This is a genomic window from Streptococcus mitis, from assembly GCF_000722695.1.
GTDB classification, from domain to species: domain Bacteria; phylum Bacillota; class Bacilli; order Lactobacillales; family Streptococcaceae; genus Streptococcus; species Streptococcus mitis_O.
Map to the genome: position 1 here is coordinate 430,398 of NZ_JPFU01000013.1, position 23,075 is coordinate 453,472.

The window sequence follows — 23,075 nt, forward strand, 5'->3', positions numbered from 1 at the left end:
AGAGGTGTTAACTCTACTATAAGGAATTTATTCCTTTTTGTGTTTACAGAACTGATTGTACATTACCTATCTATTTTTTCATCATTTAAACTATAGTTTCAATCTTGTTCATAAAAACAAAAAATAGCACAGAATTCTAATATTTTGTAACTATAGTTTTCTTTCTCCATTTTTTTCTCTAAATTTTTGTATAATAGTCTTAGAAGTATGTAAGGAGACTATTTATGGAAAACCTATATCCATTTGGAGCTACATTTAAGTACCTGCGCGAAGCACGAGGCCTCAGCCTAAAGGAAGCCGCCTCAGATATCGTATCACCACAGTTCCTAAGTCAATTTGAAAAAGGAGATAAAGGAATTTCACTTGAAAACTTTGCCAAACTGTTAATTGTTATCGGAGTTGAATGGAATGATTTTGTTCTCGCCTATGCAAATAAAGGTGGAGACTGCTTAGAATTACCAGCTATAGAATTTGGTAAGCATGTGGTCCATGAAGAAGATATCCTCACTTATATTGAAGAATACGAAAAATTATTTGATGTCTATCTAAAAGACAACCCACTTCAAGCAGAGATGATTTTCAAATCTATTAAATTAAGACATTATCCAACCATATCAAAAAGTCCTGAAACTGTTGCCAGAATTCAAAACATTATCAATCATTTAATGAAATCTGATGTCTTTAATAGTATCGAACTTGAAATTTATCGCGTCATTGTCAATCATTGTCCGATGGAACTTATTGATCATATGACCAAACAATTACTACTTATGTACAAAGAAAGTGCCAATACTGACACCTACATCCGCATTTTAAATGCTCTCACTTTCTCCGCAAAATACTTCTCTGAACTGGGTTACTATCAAAAGGCTGACGATATTATTAAAAAAATTAAATCACTTCAGACCTTCGAACGAGGCTATCTAGCTATTCCCCTCATGTTTCTAGAAGTTGAACATGTTTACAATCAATTTAGTTTAGATGGAATAAACCCGAGGCTATTCCTTTAGCCAAAAATCTATTTAATTATCTTCAAAGCGCAAAATTTATTGATCAGCAATACTACTCTAATTTTATCAACGCCTTCACTTATCATTGTCATGCATTAAATAAGACTGGAATTGATTTATTCTAATCATCAAAAAAGTTGCTCCATTTTCGGAACAACTTTTTTATTTATAATTAAAAGTCTCCCCTGCCAGCTTATCAGCTAGCTTGGGAAAAATACTATAAAACTTATGGGCTAGGTTCAACAATATTGGTAGATTAAGTTCTCGTTTGTTTTTTCCTATAATCTTGACAATCTTTTTAGCTACTGCATCTGGTTCTAAGAGAAAGCGATCAACCGGCTTGAGATAGGTTCCATCTGGGTCAGCTTGGTCAAAAAATCCTGTGCGGATTGGTCCTGGATTGACTGTTGTCACATGGACTCCATAGGGCATAAGTTCGAGGCGCAGAGCATTTGAAAACCCAATGGCCGCAAACTTGGTCGCTGAGTAAAGGCTGGACTTGCCAGTAGCGATCAAACCTGCCATGCTGACGATATTGATGATATGGCCTTTTCGGCTTTCCTTCATACGAGCCGCAAGGCGCCGAGATAGATTCATCAGGGCAAAGGTATTGACCTCGAACATCTGATGAATATCTTTATCGGAAATCTGGTCAAATTCCTCAAAAATCCCGTAACCAGCGTTGTTAATCAAGACATCAATCTTGCCATAGCGGAGATAGAGGTCTGCTACCAGAGTTTCTAAGGCTGAATCATCGGTAATATCGATTTCAATTAATTCTGCATGGGGATGATTTCCGTAGAGTTGGACTAATTTTTCCTTGTTTCTACCAAGCAAGATGAGTTGGTCATTTTGCAAGAGTTTGACCATTTCTTGGGCTAGACCACCGCTAGCTCCAGTAATGAGAATAGTAGGCATACTGTTCCTTTCTCAATCTTTTAGATTTCCACCTCTTCCAAGTCTTTGACCACATGGACATTTTCAAAAACACTAGCAGCGTCTTTTTTGAGCTTGCTGATATCTTTTGAGAGAAAACGAGCACTGATGTGGTTGAGTAAGAGGCGTTTAGCACCTGCTTCTACTGCGACCTCCGCTGCCTGCATGTTGGTTGAGTGGCCATGATTACGAGCAATTATTTCATCGCCCTTGCCATAAGTCGATTCATGAACCAAGACATCAGCATTGATAGCTAGACGTACACTGGCACTAGTTTTACGGGTATCACCAAGAATAGTGATAATTTTACCCGGACGTGGCGCTGAGATATAGTCTACTGCCTTTATTTCAGTACCATCTTCGAGAACAACGTCCTGACCATTCTTGATTTTCCCAAAAAGCGGTCCAAATGGCACACCAGCAGCCTTAAGTTTTTCAGCATCCAGCGTTCCTTCAAGGTCCTTTTGCATGACACGGTAACCAACACAGAAAATAGTGTGATCCAGCTCCTCTGCATACACCGTAAACTTATCGGTCTCAAGGATTTTCCCTAGAGAATCTTGGTCAAACTCATGAAAATGAATGCGATAAGGCAAACGAGAGCCTGATACACGAAGACTGGTTAAGACAAATGACTTGATCCCTTGAGGTCCGTAGATTTCCAAATCTGTCTGCTCTTCATTGGCCTGAAAAGCACGGCTAGAAAGAAAACCTGGCAGACCAAAAATGTGGTCTCCATGTAGGTGGGTGATAAAGATTTTGCTGACCTTACGTGGTCGAATTGTGGTTTCCAGAATGCGATTTTGCGTTCCTTCTCCACAGTCAAAGAGCCAAACTTCGTTAATCTCATCCAAAAGTTTCAGGGCGAGACTTGAAACGTTGCGGGCTTTAGAGGGCTGACCAGCCCCTGTTCCTAAAAATTGAATATCCATTCGATACTTTCTAATTAATCAATATATAACATGGCTGTGCGGTTTTCCGATCGGAAATAACGCTTGCCAGAAAAAGCAGTAGCTTCTTGTAATAACTCCTCTTGGCTGTAACCTTTAAGACGCTTGCGACCATCAGCCAAACTTTCCAAATCAGTCAAAGTTGTGAGACTCTCTACGCTAACAACTTCCTCATCTCCGACAGCCTTCATGTAAATCTTTCCAGACTCCTCAAAGACTAGCTGATGGGGAAAAATTTGCGCAATTTCAAAGAGCAAGTCATCTGAGATTACCTCTTCATTTTCAGAGAAAATCCGACCCAGACCCTCACTCTCATAACAAAAACCAAAGGATTTACCAGACAGATTAAGCCGAATAAAAGGCTTATTTTCTAGAGTGAAACTTGGCTCAGTATTGTAAAGATTCAGTTCCTGACTGAGTTCCGCAAAATAATCCGTCGCAGACTCAGGACTTTTTTTCTGGTAGAGTTCTGCAAAGTAAGCATTGACCACACTTGGCGGAGGAGTAATAAGAGCCAGTTGCTCCTGCTCTGTTTTACCAGCTAGAAGTTGATCCAGATAGACCTTATCCAGACTTGTATAACCTCCATACTTTAGAGCCAACGTTTTAATATCAATCATAAAATTCCTCTAACCTCCATTTATTTTTCTCGGAAATGTAGCCTGTAATCACTTCGCCGTCTTCCTGATAATCACGTTCTTCAAGAATCGCAACACTTTCTAAATCATGAATCTTGTAGGATTTTGAAAAAGGCACGCGTAGGGTAAAGGATTCAAAAATATCCTTGATTTTCTCTAAAAATAAAGTCTGCAAATTCTCACGACTATTCTCAGACTTGGCAGAAATGAGGGCGTATGGCGTTTGGGTCGGCGTGAAATCCTCCACCAAATCCGCTTTATTATAAAGAGTCAAGCGAGGAATATCTTCCATGTCCAGGTCTTTCATGATGGAAAGAACTGTTTTTTCATGCTCTTCGTGGTAAGGATTGCTGGCATCGATAACATGAACCAGAAGGTCTACATGCTTGCTTTCTTCCAAGGTTGACTTGAAACTGGACACCAACTCTGTCGGCAAATCTTGGATAAAGCCCACGGTATCTGTCAAAGTTACTTGAAGATTACCCCCTAGATGGATACTCTTAGTCGTCGCGTCCAGAGTTGCAAAGAGCTCGTCCGCTTCATACTGAGTCTTACTGGTTAAAGTGTTCATGATAGTTGACTTCCCAGCATTGGTATAACCAATCAAACCAATCTTAAAGGTGCTTGACTCCAAACGTTTTTCTCTGACAGTCGCCCGATTTTTCTCAACCACCTTGAGCTGACGCTCGATATCTGTGATTTGATTGCGAACACTACGACGGTTCAACTCCAGCTGGCTTTCACCAGGTCCACGGGAACCAATTCCCCCTGCCTGACGGCTGAGCATAATTCCCTGACCAACCAAGCGAGGCAAGAGATATTTGAGCTGGGCTAGGTGGACTTGGAGCTTCCCTTCATGGCTTCGAGCTCGCATGGCAAAGATATCCAAAATCAACTGCATACGGTCAATGACCTTAACACCCAGAACTTCTTCTAAATTGACATTTTGCCTTGGCGTCAGACGGTTGTTGACGATGACAGTGGTAATTTCTTCTGCATCCACCATGAGCGCAATTTCTTCTAACTTACCAGAGCCGACGAAGGTTTTGGAATCATACTTTTCACGTTTTTGTCTGTAGCTATCTACAACGACTGCCCCAGCTGTCTTAGCTAGACTGGCCAATTCTTCCATGGAGAGGTCAAAATTGTCCATACCCTGCAATTCCACACCTATGAGCAGGACTCGCTCCTCTTTTTTCTCCGTTTCAATCATCTAAAAACTCCTCTATCTGGCTTAAAATGCGGTCTTTTACACCAGCTTCTCCAATCTGATAAAAGTTGACCTGCATGCGATTACGGAACCAGGTCAACTGACGCTTGGCAAAACGACGAGTCGCCTGTTTAAGACTCTCACTAGCTTCCTCCAAGGTCTGCTCTCCACAGAAATACGGAAAGAGTTCCTTGTAACCAATCCCTTTAGCAGCCTGCACATCAGGGTAATGGTCAAAAAGCCACTTGACCTCATCCAAAAGCCCAGCCTCAAACATCAAATCCACTCGATGATTGATACGTTCATATAATTGACTGCGTTCATCATCCAAGCAGATAATCAATGGTTCATATAAGGTCTCTTGATTTTCCAAATCCTGACCAAAATGGGCAATTTCCAAGGCACGCATAGCACGACGACGATTAAACTGGGGAATCTCAAGGCTCGCTTGCTCCACCAGATGAGCTAATTCCTCATCTGTATAAGGCTCCAAACTAGCTCGATAAGCTAAAATCTCCTCATGGGGAGTCTCCCCACCTAGGTGGTAACCTTCAAGCAAGCTCTGGATATACAGTCCAGTCCCACCAGCAATAATGGCTAGCTTACCACGACTGTGAATATCCTCAATAGCCATCTTAGATTCTGAAACAAAATCAAAAGCCGAGTAAGACTCGGTTACCTCTCTAACATCGATTAAATGATGAGGAACAGCTGCCTGCTCTTCTGGACTAGCCTTAGCCGTCCCAATATCAAGTCCTCGATAGACTTGCTGGCTATCTCCACTAACCACTTCGCCATTAAAACGCTTGGCCACTTCAATAGCAAGGGCTGTCTTTCCAACTGCAGTCGGCCCAACAATCACAATTATTTTTGTTTTCATCTTTTTTCCTTGAAAAATTCCCATTTTTTCGTTACTATTATTATAACACAAAAAGGTCAGTCAGAAAAATGTGACCTCTTGAAGAGGCTGGCTGATTAAGAAGATAAAGGAGGAAGACTCATGGCTAAAGGATTCGCTAAAGGTCTTGTAACAGGTGTCGCAGGAACTGTCGCTGCAGTTGCAGGTGCAGTATACGCATTTAAAAAGAAAGTAATCGAACCAGAAGAGCAAAAAGCAGCTTTCATCGAAGAAAACCGTAAAAAAGCAGCTCGTCGCCGCGTATCACGTTAAGAAACAAAAGAAGTTGGGATTTATTGTCTCAACTTCTTTTTTCTATTCTTTTAAATAGCTAGGTCAAACTTCAACTGTGGCTTGACAGGGTCATAATCCACCAACTCAAAATCTTCTTCTTTGATATCAAAGAAACTAGTCCCATCAGGAACATTTAAAACCAAGCGTGGTTGGCAGTTTGACGGCTCCCGACGAAGCAATTCCTCTGCTTGTTCAAATTGATTGTCATAGATATGTAGGTTGTTGATGAAGTAGAAGAACTTTCCAACCTTCCAGCCAAAATGCTTGGCAATCATCATTTGAAGAGCCACGTACTGCATAGCGTTGATATGGTGGGCCACCAGCATGTCGTTAGAACGCTGGGTCAAGGTCGCATCCAGATAGATTTCTCCATCTACACGGCGGACATCAAACATGGTCTGAAAGGCGCACGGGAGCAACCCATCTGTTTCTTCGAAAGCTTGGTAATCCCAGAGCGAAATGATATTGCGACGGTTCCAAGGATTGGCTTCCAACTGTTTGAGAAGCTTATTGACGATATCGTGTTTCTTAACAACAGCACCATAGCGCTCACCGATTGTTCCTGTATCTCCCACTTCCCAGTCATTCCAGTAGTGAACATTGTACTTGCTATTTAGCACCTCTAAGCTATTAGACTGGTCTTGGTAGATCCAGAGCACTTCCTTGATGGCGGATTTGATAGCGATAGGACGCAAGGTTGTAATGGGAAATTCACCCTTAGCCAAGTCATACTCTGCAAAGGCACCCGTTACGTACTTAGAATTGGCAACTGTCCCATCCTTGTACTTAGGACGAGCCTGCTCAGAAAAGACACCGTCTTTGAGGATTCGTTCAATATTCTCTTTAAAAATCGTATCTGCTTTTGTCATTCTCTCACCTCATTTATTTCCTAACTAGTATAGCATAAAAAATAAAAGAGGAACATTACTAACTCTAGGTTAGCATTTTCCCTCTTTTATTATTTTATTGCAATACAAGTGATGCTGCTCCGATAACTCCAGCATCATTTCCTAGAGTTGCAAGAGCCAATTTTGTTGATGTGCGTACTTGTGGGAAGCTATTTTCGTCGTAGACTTTTTGAATACCTTGTAGAAGGAATTCTCCTGCAGCTGACACCCCACCACCGATGACGATGGTTGATGGGTTTAGGATTGAACCGATGTTGGCACAAGCGATTCCTAAGTAACGTGAGAAGTTACGGTAAACGATTAAAGCAAGGTCGTCTCCTTCTTTTGCAAGATCAAAGACAGTCTTAGCAGTTACTTCTTCTCCGTTATCAATCAAGCGTTTCAAGGCTGCATCGCCTTCGTATTCATCGGCATAGCGACGAGTCAAGTTGACAATCCCTGTTGCTGAAGCAACTGTCTCAAGGCAACCTTTCTTACCGCAAGTACATGCGATTGGTTGGTCAAAGTCAACAGTGATGTGGCCAAGCTCACCTGCTGCACCAGCAACACCGTGAAGCAATTTGCCTTCTGCAACGATACCGCCACCAACACCAGTACCAAGTGTCATAAAGACAACATCTGGTTGGTTATCACCAGCACCCATCCAACGTTCACCAAGAGCAGCTACGTTGGCATCATTATCGATGAAGAACGGAATACCCAAGGCCTTTTCAATCTTCTCTTTAATTGGTTGAAGGGTTTTCCAGTTCAAGTTGTAGGCACCAATAACAGTTCCTTTTTCACGGTCAACCACACCTGGTGACCCCATTCCAATACCTTGGAAGTCCGCTGCTACCAATCCAAGCAAGTCCAAACGGTGTTGAATAGACTCAATCATATCATCTACGATATGACTTCCCTCATCCAAAATGTTGGTCTTGATAGACCATTTTTCTTGGATTTCTCCTGCTGTTGTTAAGATTGCAAATTTGATAGAAGTTCCACCAAGGTCAATCCCAATAATCTTTTGACTCATCATATTCTCCTTTTTCATTGTGTAGTAATTGAAAATGCTTACAGTACTAGTATAACAAAATTTAGTTACTTATGCAAAGGTTTGCATTAACTTTCTGGATTTTATTCTGACTTATGGTTTCCAGAGACCTGAAGCATCTACATAGTAACGTCCGCCATCAACTCGCTCGTTCTTTGCCATTTTGCCATCTGATTTCAAATAATAATTTCCTTGCCATGCATTGCGAGCATAAGAACCATCTGATTTCAAGTAATACCAGGCTTGGTAAGAAGCATCATAAACCCATTCACCTTGTGCCATTTGACCGTTTGATTTAAGGTAGTACACTCCTTGCCATGCATTCTTTGCATAAGATCCATCTGATTTCAAATAATACCAAGCTTGATAAGAATCATCGTAAATCCATTCGCTCTGGGCCATTTTTCCGTCTGCTTTCAGGTAATAACTTCCCTTCCAAGCATTTTTTACTGGATTTCCATTTTCATCAAAGTAGTACCAAGCACCATCCTGCTTAACCCAGCCACTTGCTGTTGCTGAACTTGTATTATTTTGAGCCGCAGTTGATTGCTTTGCTTTGAAAGCACCTTTTGGGGCATTTTTCAATTCACACGCCACACCATCATGATCTCGGTCTAACTTGGCAGAATATCCTGATTCTCCCTCATGGATATCCGCGTATCCATTCGCCCAAGCTTCCTTACAACTAGAAAAATGAATATTTTCTTCTGCTAACACAGGTTGTGAAAACAAGGCTAAAACTGGCAAGCTAGCTAGACTCATTTTTAAAAATAGACGTTTGTTCATTTCTTTCTCCCATAACGATGTTATCGATTTCAATAGTATTTTATCAAACTTATTTTAACGATTCAAGAAAATCTTTGACTGTCCCAGCAAACTCTTTTGGTTTTTCCTTATTCAAAACACGAGGACCGTCTGGGATAATCTGAAATTGGGATTCTGATATTAGTTTATGAATACTTCTCATAGAACTAAGATTTGGTTTATCTTTGCTGCCACAAATTAGTAAGGTTGGATAGAGGCAAATTCCTGCTATATCCGTTAAATCAAGTGTCTTCAATTCCTCAGAAACTCCGACCATAAGAGCTTTGTTTGCTCCCCGTTTTTCAAAAAAACTTTTTGGAAGTAGTTTAAAAATCATCAACTGGATTTTAAATAAGATATTTCCAGCTAATTTCAGAGGGCAACCTGACAAAACTAAACCTTGAAGATTTGGTAAATCGTAACTTGAAAGCTCCAGTGCAAGAGTCGCACCTAGAGATAAACCGATTAAAACAAAAGGCTGCTTCTCCTCTGATAAATGCTTAGCTACCCGTTTTTTAGCTTCCTGATAAGAACAAACTCCTGAAGGAAACAATTCAAGAATTTCAGATGGATAATCTGCAAGCAAACCCTGAACTTCTTTCCAAGACTCTGCTGACTGCCCTAACCCGTGTAAAAATAGCAGTTTCATTTAGTTATCCTTTAATGACAATTTATATAAGTTCCTAACTGCATTACAACCATAAATAGCTTCTGCTTGGGCTAAATCTTCTAAGGTCAAGACTTTCTCTTCTACCTGTCCTGTTTCTAGTAAATGCTGACGATAGATTCCTGGTAATATACCAAGATTGATTGGTGGGGTATAGAGTTTTCCAGCGATTTGCAAGACTAGATTGCCAATTGAGGTTTCCAGCAATTCCCCTTTTTCATTATGGTAGATTTTTTCCTGTTTGCCAATAGTCAAATGTGGTCTATAAGTCGTTTTGAAGTAGGTAAATGGTGTTTGCAAACTGGTTTCTTGCAAGCAAAGTTGAGCTTGGCAGAAAGCTGGGCTAAGTGGGATTAATTCCTGACAACAAAGATCTATATCGCCAGACTTACTGATACTAATCTTTAAACGATAGTCCTTTTCCTCATGGCAAGTCTGACACTCTGCATCAATCCTTTGTCTCAAGTATTCTGGATTAAAAGGATAGGCAAAATAGCGACTAGCCTTTCTGAGTCTTTCTATATGCTCTTCTTTAAATAGCAAATGGTTCTGACTAATTTTCCCTGTCGTAATTAGCTGAAAAGGGATTTGTTTCCGATAAAGCACAGCAGCCTTTTGATGAACCTCACGATATTCAGACTCCCAGGTGCTGTCCCAAGTGATTCCCCCACCAACTCCATAAATGGCTTGACCCTTGTGAAGTTGAATGGTACGAATGGCCACATTAAAAATCCTCCGTCCATTTGGAAGCAAGATACCAATGGTCCCACAGTAAACACCACGTGCTTGAGGCTCTAAGTTCTTGATGATTTCCATAGTCGCTATCTTTGGTGCGCCAGTTATAGAACCGCAAGGAAAGAGCGAGCGGAAAATTTCAACTAAATCCACATCTGATCGAACTTGACTTTTAATAGTTGAAGTCATCTGCCACACAGTCGAATATTGTTCTACCTGACACAAGCGTTCCACATACTCACTTCCCACCTCAGATAGACGGTTCATATCATTGCGCAAGAGGTCTACAATCATCATATTTTCAGAACGATTTTTGGGATCCTCTTCCAACCAAGCTGCCTGATCCAAATCCTCTTGATCAGTCAGTCCACGTTTGGTTGTCCCCTTCATTGGTCGCGTTATCAACTCACGGTCATTTTGCTCAAAAAAGAGCTCTGGACTCATGGATATCACTGCCATCTCGTCATGTTCAACATAAGCATTGTAACCCGCCTCCTGCTCTACCACCATACGATTGTAGATGGCAAAAGGATTGGCACTTAAGTCCTGCTTGAGTTGGACGGTGTAGTTAACCTGATAGGTGTCTCCCTGACGCAAATGATGGTGAATCTGGGCAATAGCCTTTTCATAGTCTGCTGCAGACGTTACTTCCTGCCAATTTGAAGGCAAATCAACCTCGTCATAAATCAGAGGAATAGGGGAAGTTTCTACCCTATCATGAACTGTAAAATATAGCAGATACTCTGCCAGTAAAGGAGCTTTATGAACTGCTAATTTCTCCTCAAAAGCAGGTGCAGCCTCATAGCTGACATAGCCCACCACATAGTAGCCCTGCTCTTGGTAGCTTTCCACTTGTGCCAGCAAATCTGACACTTCTGATACATCTCTCGTTTTTAACTCTTTAATCGGCTGGGTAAAGGTGTATCTCTCCCCCAAAGCCCTAAAATCAATCACTGTTTTTCTGTGCATACCTTAAGTATAGCATAAAAAGGCAGATCCAGACAAAGCTGATCTACCTTTTTATCATTTTCTTACTATTGATTACACTTAATTATACTTTAGTAAATAAATCACCAGCAAATCCATCTGATTTCTGCAAGAGTTGTTTGTAAACTTTTTCTTTGAGTGCAACTGTTTGGTTTGAATTACCCGCTTTAAGGTCATTTTCAACAGCTTTGTTGAACAATTCTTGGAGTCCTGCATAAGTTGAAATTTTCTGTCCGTCGATTTCAATTTCGACAAATCCTTTTTCTCCTTTAGCTTTGACTTCCTTGAACCATTCTTTCTTCCACTCTTCTAGTGTGTGGAATTTACCACCAGACACTTTCTCAATGATAAAGTCATCACCAAGACCCGGTCTACCAGCTGCTTTAGATTCTTGTTTATACTTGTTAGAAGCATATCCGACAAATCCATCCAAGTATCCGAAGTAACCCCACATACGGAATGTATTATGTTTGAACGAGATAGAACCTACAGCACTTTGACTTGTATTACCACCGTAAATTCCAGCCATCATACTTACAGTTTGATATGCCGTATCAAAACCTTCAGCACGATAATGTTTATTTCCAGGCATATTATGCTTAGTCACGTAATTACCATCTACAAGGTCATCAATGCTTGTCAATTTCTTCTTGTTCTCCGCGTCATTTAGGTCACGAAGTAAATCCCATTGGTGTGGTTGTCCAACTAAACCATTTCGATCAGCTTTTTCACGCCATTTCTTGTCCATCTTCTTGAACCACTTATTGTTATCTCCGTCATTCTTCGCGATAACGGCATCCGCTTCTAAATGGTCGAGCATCATAAGCGCTTCGTTATAGTTCTTCATGTAATGGTCAATTTTAGCTCGACTATCAAGCAAGTTCGGATTGTAGTTATACCATTGGTTTCCATCATTTTTACGCTCATACGCCATATTTAGACCCAATGCGCCATAATCACCATTAGAACTTGTTACCGCAGGCGATTGTAACATACCTTGAGCAAAGGCTTCAACGTCTGTACCTTCACGATGTCCCCAACCACCTAAATAAGCCATACGGTCATTGATATGCGTTGTTTCATGAGTAAAGGCTGATGTACCAAAATCACTAATCATACTTGACCAGATATAGTACACGGCTTCTGAGTTTTGAGGTCTATCAAAGATATACGCATACGCACCCATACCATTATCACCATGCCATTTACCAGTTGGACCATAGAACTCACGAATTGGAGCATAATCACCATTCTTCGTATGACCCATTCTATCAACCCATCCACCTGGAGCACCATGGTTATCCCAAATTGCTGATGGAACCATGTTTTCAGATTTCAATAACTGATTACGTACATTATCAGCGGCTAAACGAGACCAGAAGTCTAGGTAATTGATTTGCTCTTGAGCACGTAAGTCAATTTCTTTCTTGAATGCTTCACGTTCAGCTTCTGTATTCTTACCATATTTCTCAAACGCACTAAATGCTAGTGTATTGTATGTTGAAATCAAGAACATATGAGCTTTCTTTGTAGTCAGAAGTGGCAAGATATATTTGCTATGTTCGCCATTGTTTAAGTTTTCATATAAACGATATTTCTTGTCCGCAAACAATGGATTTGATGATTGTTTCTCAACGACATAGTTTGTATGTGAAACAGCTTTCTTATACCAGGTGTTAATATCAGTTTCGTTTGTGAATAAACGCATATTATAGTTTAATAAACCGTTCAACTCACCAATACCAATCGTTCCACCAATTAGTTCTCGATAAGCTTCTAATGTTCTGTTCCCTTTAATGTTATTTTCTCTAGAACCAATCTTAATCAAGAAGTCTAAAACATTAACATTCTTACCATAGAAGTCAGGTTTGAACATCATAAGATCTTTCATTGATTTTTCGTCGTATTTAAATCCATAGTAACGATTTAGATAAGTAAGACCCATCATAATTTTCGCTTTGTTTTCGTCTACTTTCTTAACAAGAGCTTTCATCGCAGCTTCGTCACCATTTAATTGATGGTCTTCGTTTTCGACTAAAGCTTTCACTAATTTATCTAAATTAGCTTTCGTTTCTTCGAAGCTTTCTTCAAGGAATAAGTTACGAATGTAATTGTTCTTATGATTGTCACTATTCTCAGCTGGTTTGTTACGTTTGTCCATTAATGCACGCACTTCAGGTGAAATCAATTCGACACTTGCTAATTTTTCTTTCACATCAGCAATTAGTTTGTCACGATTCTTATCCACCATATTTGGTGTGTAAACAATGCCATCTAGACCTGTAATACTATATTCACGAACTTGTGCTACGTTTGAATCCTTAGAAGCAACCGTCATTTCTTCTTTAGTACCATCAGCGTAATGAATCATTATTTTATCAACACTTGATAAGTCAGTCACGAATTGACCATCTTTCATACCAGTTACAGATAATACTTCAGTCGTTAATAATTTAGAACCAGCAGGAATTTTATTTCCTTGATTGATAATCCATTCTTTGTTGTAGAACGGTTGAAGTTTTTCCACATTTCGGTAAGCAAGTTCACGTTCTGCATTATAATCTTGAATCTCTTTATACGTATCAGATTTTGGGAGATTATTATTTAACTTATCTACTAATAATGTTGGAGCTTCAAAATCTTTAGATGTAATATCGAAACTTTCTAATCTTTTATCAGCTTCTTCTTTAGAGATTTCTTTAAGTTTGTCCGCATTTTTTCTTGTCACATTACCAGTAGCTTCCCCAGCTACGCTGACAACTCTACTTAAATAAGGGAACCCAAAGTCATCATCTCCAATATCACCTGAACCATAAAGTTTTTCAGCGTTAGTTACTTTTACATAACTAATAACATCTTCTAAAAATCCGTATGGCCAGTTTTTAGTAATAACTCCACCTGTCTCTACATTGTTTTTCAAGTTAATTGACCCTTTTGCTACAGCTTTTTTAATATGTCCGTTAGCTCTTACATCCATTGGGTCCATACCCCTATCAAGTGTTGAAACTAAAGCTGAACCACGAGCTCTTTCACCAGTGATTTCTACATCTGTATAAACTTTTTCAATATTTGCTTTTCTTTGGTTGTTAACTAAACCAGAAATACTCCAACCTTTTTTACCTTCTGTGCGAAGTTTTCCGATAACAGAAACATTTTTCATTTTGCTTCCATTATTTAAATTATTAACAACTCCAGCTACATCATTACCACCAACAATACTACCCGTAATTTTAACATTTTCAATTGTCGTATTTGTAGCATCTTTTGCAAGTGTCGCTATTTGATCCGTACCTGGTTTATTTATATTCACGTTAGAGAAAATTAAATCTTTAATTGTAGAATTTTCAATAACATCAAATAATGGATTGCTTAAGTTATGAATAGCAAACCTATTCCCATCAGTACTAGTTAACGTACCTTTAAATTTCTTAGTAATATAAGATTTTCCATTTGGTTTAATATTAGTAGCATTTAAGCTTTGTCCAATTTTATATTCACCTTCTGGGTTATTTTGAATAGCTTCAACCAATTCAGCGAAATCATAGTAAACATTATCCACTTTTGGTTTTGGTTTAGCTATATAATAAACATACTCGTTAGCTAATTTCGAAGAATCTGTATGCTGAACTAAATCAGGCGCAGTTGCAGTAACTTTATATAAAGTTTCCCCATCTTTAACCACTTCTTCTATCTTATCAACAGCAAGTCTTGTCACTTTATTGTCATGAGTTGTTACTCGTAAGTAAAGCGGAGCAACATCTGTTGGCTTTTCAGTTAATAAGCTCTTATCTGTTTCGTTTCCTTCAGCATCTACACTCATTAAGCTGGTTTCTTTGATATTTTTGATTTCAACTTTTTTAAGGTCTAATTGAATTTGTTTATCTTCTAATTTCTCAGTTTCTTCACCTTCTCCACGATCATAAACCATTGTAGTAGATAGGGTGTAACCTTGATAATATTTCAATTTATCTAAAGTAGCGTTTAAATTATTTTCAGATACCGTTACTTCTTTGACAAGTTGTCCATCTTTATCTTTTAACGCTAATTTGATTGATTTGATTTCTACTCCAGCTGGTTTAGTCAATGTATAACTAGCTGTGGCACTCTTCTTCAAGACATCTTTTTCAGTATTAGCCCATTGTAAGGTTGGTTTTTCTAAACCTTTTGTACCATTTTTAATAATTTTTTCTTGAGGTTCTTGGATAACTTTTTCCACTACTGTTGGAGCTTCACTTGTTTTTTCTCCACGAATCGTTTTATAGGTTTCAGTAATTTGTTTCTTACCGTCTACACCTTCTTGAGCAACTTTAGTTGTTCCACGTTTTAAAGTGTCATCATCTTCTGTTTTTGTAGCAAAAGGAATGACTTCTTCTCTTGTTTCAACTGTTGTTCCTTCAACTGGTTTTGTTCCTTTTTTAACGACTTTAGGAACAGCAGGAGTTTTCACTTCTGTAGTCGTAGAAAGGACTTTGTCTGTTTTCACACCTTCTACTGTTTCATAAGTTGTTTTCGTGACTTGAACACCTTTAGAACCAGGATTTTCAACTACTTCGTCACCCACATATTTTGTGTCATCCAGAACTACTTCTGTTGTGAAATCTAGTTCACTTTCAGTAGACTTCTCAACTGTACCAGTTGTTACTTTATATTCTGGATTTGCTGATTGCTCTGTAGCTTGGCCTTCTTTTCCTGTTTCTTGTGTTCCCTTAGTTGAAACTGGTTCTTTATACTCTGGTAATTCAGCTTGTGTTAGAGCTTGGCCTTCCTTACCTTCTTCTTGGGTACCCTTCATTTCAACTAGAGCTTCTGGTAATTCAGGGTGCGTTAAGGCTTGGCCTGCTTTGCCTTCCTCTTGGGTTCCTTTAAACTCTACTGTAGCCTCTGGCAATTCGGGGTGTGTTAAGGATTGACCTGCTTTGCCTTCCTCTTGGGTACCTTTCACTCCTACTTGAGCTTCTGGTAATTCAGGGTGCGTTAAGGCTTGGCCTGCTTTGCCTTCCTCTTGAGTGCCTTTAAACTCTACTGTAGCCTCTGGCAATTCGGGGTGTGTTAAGGATTGACCTGCTTTGTCTTCCTCTTGGATTCCTTTAGACTCTACCCTAGCCTCTGGTAATGTTGGTTGCGTTAGAGCCTGACCTGCTTTGCCTTCCTCTTGAGTGCCTTTAAACTCTACTGTAGCCTCTGGCAATTCGGGGTGTATTAAGGATTGACCTGCTTTGCCTTCCTCTTGGGTTCCTTTAGACTCTACTCTAGCCTCTGGTAATGTTGGTTGCGTTAGAGCCTGACCTGCTTTGCCTTCCTCTTGAGTGCCTTTGGATATAAGCTCATTTGTATAAACTGGTACTTCTGGTTGAACTAGAGATTCAGCCTTTGTAGCAACTTCAGATTTTTCAATTCCTGTTGGAATTTGCTTCTCTACTGGCAACTGAGGCTTCTCAGCTGAAGCTGGTCTAGATGGATGGAGTTCTGCTTCCTTGAAGTAGCCGATGTACTCATAACCATCAATATGGATAATCCCTTCAGCCAAGCCTTCATGTGTAGAGGCTGAAATAGTTTGGTTATAAGAAAGCAATTCTTTATTTTCAAACGCAAATGTTCCATAAGGTACAAAAGTGCTGGCTCCTAAAGAACTAATCAAGAGAACACCTAAAACCTCTTTACGACCTTTTTTGGACACCAAAAAGACTGCTAGAGAAGCCGTTGCCAAGCCAATACCTGCCAAAGCAAGCTCCTTACTTCCTGTGTAAGGAAGTTGTTGACTGTTAGTTGCCTTCTTGCGATAAACTACATAAAGAATATCATTATCTTGAAATTCTGTTGGAACCTCATGGTGAATCAGGGCTTTTTCAGACTCGGTCAATTCCTGCTCCGCCAAATAACGGTAATGAACACTATGAGCACCGCTAACTTCATTGGCTTGAACCTTATCTACTGAAAGGGCACTGGCACCAAAAAGGAAGGCTCCGATGGCTACAGGACCTACCCCAACAGTTAGCTTACGAATTGAATATTTTGTGATTTTTTCTAGTTGTTGTTTTGTTTTTCTCATTCTCACGACTTTCTAATAGAATCTTGTGGATAATGCGCACGCGCACCTCCAATTAATTTTGGACGACTAGCCAGCGCCGTTACGTGGGCATGGCCAATCTCTCTCAAAAGAGGGCGAATCGGAACCTGAACATGCTTGACATGCATGCCAATTGCAGTGTCTCCGATATCCAATCCAGCATGAGCCTTGATAAATTCAACCTCAACTGGATCTTGCATAAACTTAAAGGCTGCCAATTGACCCGAACCTCCTGCATGAAGTGTAGGAAGGACACTGACAATTTCCAGACCAAACTGCTCTGCTACCGGACGTTCAACAACGAGAGCCCGATTGACATGTTCACAGCCTTGAACAGCTAGATGAATTCCTTTTTCTTCTAGGATATCTAGGATGGTCTTCACAATGATTTCGCCAATTTCTTGGCTGGATTCCTTGCCAATCTGACCACCTATCACTTCACTAGAAGAAAGGCCCAAAACAAAGATGGATCCTTGCTTCAAATTGGCCTTTTCCAATACATCTTCTACAATCTGGCTTGTCTCTCTTTGAATGTCTTTTTCCTTCATACTTGATACCTCTTTTATCACTATCTATCATATCGTTTTTTCTTGTTTTTAGCAAGATAGACAACCTGAAAATCTTACTCCAACCTGCATAAAACTCCCAGAATTGACTGGGAGTTAGTTAGTTTCTATTCTATTTATGTATATTTCAACTGTCGTACCCTTTAAAGGGGCAGAATCGATCTTCATCTGGTAATTGGCTCCAAAATGAAGTTTGAGCCGTTGGTCAACATTTTGCAGACCAACTCCCCCACGTTTGAGCTGACTTTGACTACTATCGCCAGCAACTTGGAAGCCAACGCCATCATCCTCAATGCGGATAACCAATCCTGAATCCTGTTTCTGGACAGAGACTCTAATATGACCCTGACCTTCTTTCTCCTTGATGCCATGATAAAGAGCATTTTCTACAAGGGGTTGTAGGACCAACTTGGGTATGACTAGCTTATCAAAGACAGGATTTTCATCAATCTCGTATTCCAACTTATCTCCATAGCGTTGTTTCTGGATAAAGAGGTACTGGCGGACATGATTGATTTCATCAGAAAGAGAAATCAAATCCTTACCCTGATTGAGCGCCAAGCGGAAATAGGTTGCCAAGGACTTGGTCACCTGAACCACTCGCTGACTATCCTGAAATTCAGCCATCCAGATGATGGTGTCCAAGGTGTTATAGAGGAAATGGGGATTAATCTGGCTCGACAAGGCTTGAAGTTCATACTGACGGGTTGTTTCTTCCTGCCTACGAATATCTATCATCAACTGATCAATCTGATCCAACATAGCATTGAACTGGCGAGTCACTTCTCGCAGTTCATGGGCACCAGTTTCCTTGGCACGAAGATTCTGACCACCAGAAGCAATCTCCAACATGGTTTCTCTCAAATTCTTCAAAGGAGCAATCCAGCGTTTAAGACTAAGCCACACCAAGCAGAGACAGGCAAGAAGAGATGTGAAACTGGCTCCAAGCAAGGTCCACAAGAGCTGACTCCGAACATTGTCTAACTTCTCCAACGAAGACACACCTATAACCGTCCAATCTGTTCCTACAATCTTTTCCTGACTGACGTAGGATTTGTGATCTGGAGTATAGCCCTGCCCTGTCTCAATGTAGGGTTTCATAGCCTCCATTTCGCTAGACGAACTATAAACTGTGTGTTGAGGATGATAAACAAATTCATGGTTTTCATTGATGATAAAGGCAAAGCCCTGCTGCCCCAACTGAAGTTGATTTAGATAGGCTTCCAGAGTTTCATAAGAAATATCCAAACGAAGCACGCCAAGATTGCCCCCCTTTGCATCAACAAGTTCTTGAGTGACAGAAATGACCCACTGACTATCTGATTTACGAGCTGGAGTCAAAACGGGCATGGCTCCCTGATGAATAGCCTTTTGGTACCAATCTTCAGTCATCATATCTGAGGAGGTTTTCATTTGCACACTATCATCTGTAGAAATAACCTGACCGGATTTAGTCACCAGCACAACAGTTTTCAAGTCCTGATCTGCCTTCAAGATAGTCAAAAATAGATCTCTAATTCCCTTGACCTTGTCTTGACTAGGATTCTCAGCATAGGTCAGGATATCTGCCTGCTGGGTCAAACTAGTCGAGGTGGTTTCTAATTTTTTGATATAGGACTGAATAAAGTGGCTAGTCTGGCTGATAGTCGTTTGGCTATTGCCTTCAATAGTAGCCTCAATGGCTGATGAACTAGATTGATAGTAGAAAGTTCCAACCAGAGCTAGGAGACTGAGAAAGACTAGAAAGATGGAAATAACCATTCTGACTAGGAGAGAAGAACGTTTCATTGACCTTCCCCCTTCTTAAACTGACGAGGTGTCACACCCGCAATCTGTTTAAAACGTTGGGTAAAGTAATTCATATCTTCAAAGCCAACCTTTTCTGCTATCTCATAAATCTTCAGATCGGTAGTTAAAAGCAAAAGCTTGGCTTGTTTGACACGTTCTCTCACTAGGTAATCCTGAAAAGGCAGGCCCAACTCTTTCTTAATCAAAGAACTCAGATAGGTCGGACTAAAGCCCAAGTCACTGGCCAAAGACTTTAAACTAAACTGGCTATCAGCCAGATGGGACTGGATTTTCTGGGCCATGTTTCCTTCAAACTTATCGGTCAATAAATCTTGTAACTGCTCTTCTTTCTCTTCCTTATCCAACTTTTGCTTGATTTTCCCTAACATTTCCTCAATATCCTGACGAGAAAAGGGCTTGAGCAGGTAGTCATCCACACCTAGTTTGACAGCAGACAAGGCATAATCAAAATCATCGTAGCCCGTCAAGAATACCAAATGCACCTGAGGATAGGTTTCTCGGACCAGACTGGCCAACTGAATGCCATTCAGCTGAGGCATATTGATATCGGTTAAAATGATATCTGGCACCTGCTTTTGAATCAAGTCCCAAGCCTGCCTTCCATTTTCAGCCTGACCGATGATTTCCATATCGTAGGCTGCTACATTGACCAGCTTGGTCAAACCTTGTCTTACCAGATATTCATCTTCTACGATTAAGATTGTATAGGTCATGCTTCTCTCCTTTGTCACTTACTAGTATCAGTATAGCAAAATTCTCCTCTAACTGCTTAGGAAAGACTTCTTATACTCAATGAAAATCAAAGAGCAAACTAGGAAGCTAGCCACAGACTGTACTTGAGTACGGCAAGGCGACGCTGACGTGGTTTGAATTTGATTTTCGAAGAGTATTAATCGACATAATCTAGTAAATATGCATAGCCTTTTTCTTCCATTTGATCTTTGGGAATAAAGCGGATAGAAAGACTATTAATACAGTAGCGCAAGCCACCCTTGTCCTGTGGTCCATCCGTAAAGACATGGCCAAGGTGAGAATCTCCAACTCGACTCCGCACTTCCATGCGTGTCATATTGTAGGACTTATCTTCCTTGTAGGTGGCAACATCTGGGCTGATGGGTTGAGTGAAACTAGGCCAGCCGCAACCAGACTCAAACTTGTCCTTTGATGAAAATAGGGGTTCGCCAGTTGCCACATCCACATAGATACCAGATTCAAATTTATCCCAGTAGCGGTTTGAGAAAGCTCGTTCTGTTTGATTTTTCTGGGTAACTGCATACTCCTCAGGTGACAAGGTCTTTTTCAATTCTTCATCACTTGGTTTGGGATATTTGCTAGCATCGATGACGGGGTAGGCCGCCTGATTGACATTGATATGGCAGTAGCCATTTGGATTTTTCTTGAGATAGTCTTGGTGGTAATCCTCAGCCACCACAAAATTCTTCAAAGCCTCCTTTTCAACTGCTAGAGGTTGGTCGTATTTCTTAGCTACCTCATCAAAGACTTGGTTAATCACCTCTAAATCCTTGTCATCTGTGTAATAAACACCGGTACGGTACTGGGTGCCCACATCATTTCCTTGTTTATTTTTGCTGGTTGGATTGATAATGCGGAAGTAATGAAGCAGGATTTCCTTGAGGGAAATTTGCTTGGCATCATAGGTAACATGAACAGTCTCCGCATGACCTGTTTGGTTAATCAATTCGTACTTTGTTGTTTCCCCTCTACCATTTGCATAGCCTGATACGGCATCTGTCACACCGGGTACACGTGAGAAATATTCCTCCACTCCCCAGAAACATCCCCCAGCTAGATAAATTTCGTGCAAGTCTGCGTCTTTGCTCACTTCTGTTTTTTTCACTGTTTTTCCTCCTTGGCTAACTGACGCTTTCTCAATTTGCGAGCTATCCGCCTGCCCTGCATTTCGCATCAATAGAAAATAGAAACCGCTTATGGCTAGGAAAAAGATTCCTGCCAAGACAAACAATTTTACTTTATCATTCATGACCTTTCTCTACCCCATTTCTTTCAATGTCTTTAAAATCATATCCTTATCCATAAAACCTGGTTGCGTCTTGACCAGTTTTCCTTCCTTGTCTATAAAGGCTTGAGTTGGGTAAGAACGAACACCATAACTTTCCAAAAGTTTGCCTGACGGGTCCATTAGAACTGGAATATTTTTATAATCCAAGCCCTTGTACCAATTCTTAAATTCCGCTTCAGCTTGTTCCCCCTTGTGGCCAGGAGACACCACTGTCAAGACCACATAATCATCACCGGCATCTTTAGCAATTTCATCCGTATCTGGAAGACTGGCTAGACAGATGGAACACCAAGAAGCCCAGAATTTGAGATAGACTTTCTTGCCCTTGTAATCAGACAAATGATAGGTCTTGCCATCTACTCCTGTCAGTTCGAAATCAGCAACTGCCTGACCCTTGGTGGCAGTTTGCGAACTAACTTGTTCTGTTTTTGTTTGCTCCTTCATAGTAGCTTCGTCTGACACATTTTTAGCCGAACAGGCTGCCAAACAACAGATCGAGCCGACTCCAAGGAGACATGTTTGCCATTTTTTCATTTCTTTTTCCTCTCTATTCAAATAATGTAGTCAAAATGGAAGCATTTCCCAAAAGCACCAAGATTCCCATCACGATAATGAGGAAACCACCCAGTTTCTTGAGGGTTCCTAGATAAGGATGGAGTTTTCGGAAATGTTTCAAAACATAGCTGGAGGCAAGAGCTAGAGCCAAAAATGGTAGCGCCAAGCCCAGCGTGTAAACCAACATAAGAGCAGCCCCCTGCCAAGCACCTGAACCACCTGAAGCCGCCAAGGCTAAAACAGAGCCCAGAACCGGTCCCACACATGGCGTCCAAGCAAAACTAAAGGTCAAGCCCAGTAAAAATGCCTGACTATAGCCCTTACCCTTTTGCCCCTGTCTCTGTAATTGTAGCCTTCTTTCCTTGTAGAGCCCCTGCAAATGTAAGACTTCCATCTGGTGCAAGCCCAAGAGAATGATAACCGCACCCGTCACATACTGAAACCAAGAAGCATACAGCAAATTGCCTAAAAAACCAGCTCCATAGCCTAGTAAGATAAAAACAAAGGATATCCCTACTATAAAGGCCAAAGTTCGCAATAAACTAACAACTGAGATTGAAAATTTGCCACTAGAAGCCTGAGCACCATCTTTATCATCCAACAAGACCCCTGCATAAACCGATAACAAGGGTAAGATACAAGGAGAAAAAAAGGAAAGAATTCCAGCAAGAAAAACACTGATAAAAAAGATTATATTATCCATTGCCTTCCTCCATTCTTTGATTTTATAGGACTATTATAGCCCCAAAACTCCAGAAAAAACAGGGACAATGATAGGTAAAAATAGGAATTTAATCAGGTTATACTTCAAATAAATCAAAAAAGCATGAGTAAAAAGATAAGCTATTTTATGTTTTTGAGCCAACATCCAGTAAACTAAAAAAACAGATTCTTCCCTTTATCACGGAAAAAATCTGTCATTGACTTACTGATTTACAAAAAATTCCAATTACGGTTTACGAACCTT

The 23,075-nt window shown here is 40.4% G+C and carries 18 protein-coding genes and 1 pseudogene; 2 read left to right on the forward strand and 17 right to left on the reverse strand.

The features are described 5' to 3' along the window. Nucleotides 1-224 precede the first annotated feature (224 nt). The gene (locus SK629_RS07435; protein WP_235219617.1) at nt 225-1,010 is read left to right on the forward strand and encodes a helix-turn-helix domain-containing protein; all 786 of its coding nucleotides are present in this window, start codon (nt 225-227) and stop codon (nt 1,008-1,010) included. A 162-nt stretch (nt 1,011-1,172) separates the two neighbouring features. Here SK629_RS07435 and SK629_RS07440 read toward each other — a convergent pair whose 3' ends face one another. The 5 genes from SK629_RS07440 to miaA are packed head-to-tail and all read right to left on the reverse strand — an operon-like array spanning nt 1,173 to nt 5,624. Further along, nucleotides 1,173-1,928 (reverse strand): SDR family NAD(P)-dependent oxidoreductase, encoded by a 756-nt coding sequence (locus SK629_RS07440; RefSeq protein WP_042901274.1) that lies wholly within the window; start codon nt 1,926-1,928, stop codon nt 1,173-1,175. 20 nt (nt 1,929-1,948) lie between these two features. Beyond that, nucleotides 1,949-2,878 (reverse strand): ribonuclease Z, encoded by a 930-nt coding sequence (gene rnz / locus SK629_RS07445; RefSeq protein ID WP_042901275.1) that lies wholly within the window; start codon nt 2,876-2,878, stop codon nt 1,949-1,951. A gap of 14 nt (nt 2,879-2,892) precedes the next feature. Next, nucleotides 2,893-3,516, reverse strand: a complete 624-nt coding sequence (locus tag SK629_RS07450; protein ID WP_042901276.1) for a cystathionine beta-lyase — start codon at nt 3,514-3,516, stop codon at nt 2,893-2,895. Then, entirely contained in the window at nt 3,509-4,747 is a 1,239-nt protein-coding gene (gene hflX, locus SK629_RS07455; RefSeq protein WP_042901277.1) for a GTPase HflX, read from the reverse strand. Before hflX ends, SK629_RS07450 begins: the two co-directional genes overlap by 8 nt. Continuing rightward, nucleotides 4,740-5,624, reverse strand: coding sequence for a tRNA (adenosine(37)-N6)-dimethylallyltransferase MiaA (gene miaA / locus SK629_RS07460; RefSeq protein WP_042901278.1), 885 nt, complete (start codon nt 5,622-5,624; stop codon nt 4,740-4,742). The genes hflX and miaA overlap by 8 nt, the downstream gene beginning before the upstream one ends. 120 nt (nt 5,625-5,744) lie before the next feature. Here miaA and SK629_RS07465 point away from each other — a divergent pair, with 120 nt between their 5' ends. After that, nucleotides 5,745-5,915, forward strand: a complete 171-nt coding sequence (locus tag SK629_RS07465; protein WP_001051780.1) for a DUF3042 family protein — start codon at nt 5,745-5,747, stop codon at nt 5,913-5,915. A gap of 50 nt (nt 5,916-5,965) precedes the next feature. On the opposite strand, the gene SK629_RS07470 is transcribed toward SK629_RS07465, so the two are convergent. The 12 genes and pseudogenes from SK629_RS07470 to ccdA2 form a co-directional block, all read right to left on the reverse strand. Further along, nucleotides 5,966-6,805, reverse strand: coding sequence for a thymidylate synthase (locus SK629_RS07470; RefSeq protein WP_042901279.1), 840 nt, complete (start codon nt 6,803-6,805; stop codon nt 5,966-5,968). 94 nt (nt 6,806-6,899) lie between these two features. After that, a complete protein-coding gene (locus tag SK629_RS07475; protein ID WP_042901280.1) occupies nt 6,900-7,859 on the reverse strand; it encodes an ROK family glucokinase in 960 nt (319 codons plus the stop codon). Between the two features lie 117 nt (nt 7,860-7,976). Next, nucleotides 7,977-8,663 (reverse strand): annotated as a pseudogene (locus tag SK629_RS07480) (excalibur calcium-binding domain-containing protein); the annotation flags it as partial. Nucleotides 8,664-8,712: 49 nt separating this feature from the next. Continuing rightward, nucleotides 8,713-9,330, reverse strand: a complete 618-nt coding sequence (locus SK629_RS07485; protein WP_042901281.1) for an alpha/beta fold hydrolase — start codon at nt 9,328-9,330, stop codon at nt 8,713-8,715. Beyond that, entirely contained in the window at nt 9,331-11,052 is a 1,722-nt protein-coding gene (gene pabB / locus SK629_RS07490) for an aminodeoxychorismate synthase component I (protein ID WP_042901282.1), read from the reverse strand. Nucleotides 11,053-11,134: 82 nt separating this feature from the next. Next, nucleotides 11,135-17,119, reverse strand: coding sequence for a ZmpA/ZmpB/ZmpC family metallo-endopeptidase (locus SK629_RS07495; protein WP_042901283.1), 5,985 nt, complete (start codon nt 17,117-17,119; stop codon nt 11,135-11,137). Between the two features lie 2 nt (nt 17,120-17,121). After that, a complete protein-coding gene (locus SK629_RS07500) occupies nt 17,122-17,685 on the reverse strand; it encodes a TIGR01440 family protein (protein WP_042901284.1) in 564 nt (187 codons plus the stop codon). A 114-nt stretch (nt 17,686-17,799) separates the two neighbouring features. Beyond that, the gene (locus SK629_RS07505) at nt 17,800-19,491 is read right to left on the reverse strand and encodes a cache domain-containing sensor histidine kinase (protein WP_042901285.1); all 1,692 of its coding nucleotides are present in this window, start codon (nt 19,489-19,491) and stop codon (nt 17,800-17,802) included. Further along, nucleotides 19,488-20,225, reverse strand: a complete 738-nt coding sequence (locus SK629_RS07510) for a response regulator transcription factor (protein ID WP_042901286.1) — start codon at nt 20,223-20,225, stop codon at nt 19,488-19,490. The genes SK629_RS07505 and SK629_RS07510 overlap by 4 nt, the downstream gene beginning before the upstream one ends. Before the next feature lie 176 nt (nt 20,226-20,401). Then, nucleotides 20,402-21,514, reverse strand: coding sequence for a peptide-methionine (R)-S-oxide reductase MsrB (gene msrB / locus SK629_RS07515; protein WP_042901287.1), 1,113 nt, complete (start codon nt 21,512-21,514; stop codon nt 20,402-20,404). Nucleotides 21,515-21,523: 9 nt separating this feature from the next. Further along, a complete protein-coding gene (locus SK629_RS07520; protein WP_042901288.1) occupies nt 21,524-22,087 on the reverse strand; it encodes a redoxin family protein in 564 nt (187 codons plus the stop codon). Between the two features lie 13 nt (nt 22,088-22,100). Then, nucleotides 22,101-22,811, reverse strand: a complete 711-nt coding sequence (gene ccdA2 / locus SK629_RS07525) for a thiol-disulfide oxidoreductase-associated membrane protein CcdA2 (protein WP_042901290.1) — start codon at nt 22,809-22,811, stop codon at nt 22,101-22,103. Nucleotides 22,812-23,075 lie beyond the last annotated feature (264 nt).